1 pseudogene is annotated in these 1,116 nt (G+C 65.8%); it reads right to left on the bottom strand.

Features of this window, described 5'->3' with window-relative positions:
• A pseudogene (locus ACJH7A_RS30595) lies at positions 1-676 on the bottom strand (hypothetical protein); the annotation flags it as partial.
• Between the last annotated feature and the right edge of the window lie 440 nt (positions 677-1,116).

Below are 1,116 nucleotides of genomic sequence, written 5' to 3'. Positions count from 1 at the left end.
CGTCGAGCGCGAACAGCACCTGATGCTGCGAGCAGAGATAGAGCGTGTCGCGCACCTTGATCGGGGTGACCTCGAAGGTGGTTTCGCCGGAATCCTCAGGCGTCGCCACGTCGCCGGTGCGGAAGATCCAGGCGACCTTGAGCTTGCCAACATTGTCGGGTGTGATTTGCTTGAGCGGCGAATAGCGTTGTCCGAACTGCGTGCGGCCATAGGCGCGCCAGTCGCCGTCCGGCTGCGGGTCGGCTTCGCTTTGCGGCACGGCAGGCCCGGATGCGGCAATCGTGCCGTTGATGTCGTGATAGCTCGAAAGCAGCGCGGCCACGAGGACGGCAGCTGATGCCACGACGCCGATCCAGAGCGGCGCTGTCGCGCGCGCGTAGGACATAGGCTCGCCTCGAATCAGGGCGCGAACGATCACCGGCGTCAGCAGCCAGAGTGCCATCGGGAAGATGATGTCGCCGCGCGCCGCGAGCGGCCACCAGTCGAGACGCACCTCGTGCACAGCCCACGCCAGCGTGCCGACCAGCACGATCGCAAACAGCCATAGCGCGGAGCGCCGCTGCATCAGCAGCAACGCCGCCGTGGCGAGGACGCCGACGCCGAGGACGATGTAGAAGATGGAGCCGCCCAGGGCGGCGAGCCAGATTCCGCCCGCCGCGAGGACCAGGCCGATCAAGGCGTAGACGATGGCTGTGATAAGGACTGCCCTGGATCGCTGCATGGCCACTCCGGTGCGCAAGAGGGACCGGGCTTGTCGTGCAAGCGCAAAAGACCGTGTCCGCCTGCAAGGACTGTGGTTCAGCCAATCGCAACTTGCAACCTGGAACTGCGGCGTGGATGCTGCCGCCGGCGCTGACGCAAAGGTGAGGGGGCTTCAGCGAATTTTGTATCGACGCGCCCTTCCGGTCCCGCGCAGGCGCTGCTCTATACCGTCGGCAGATTTCATCGCCGAAAGCTGGCTCGCAGGAGACGCACAATGACACTGAACCCTACAGCCAAGAATTATCGCGTCGCGGTCGCCGCCTACGAGGCAGGCCGGCCGAGCTACCCCGCGGAGATCGTCGCCGCACTGCCGCTTCAGGCCGCGCGCTGTGTCGTTGATCTCGGCGCCGGAAC

The sequence above is a fragment of the Mycobacterium sp. SMC-17 genome, assembly GCF_045310915.1.
Taxonomy (GTDB): Bacteria; Actinomycetota; Actinomycetes; order Mycobacteriales; family Mycobacteriaceae; genus Mycobacterium.
Note: the sequence above shows the minus strand (reverse complement) of the source record. Positions and strands in the feature narration are given on the sequence as shown.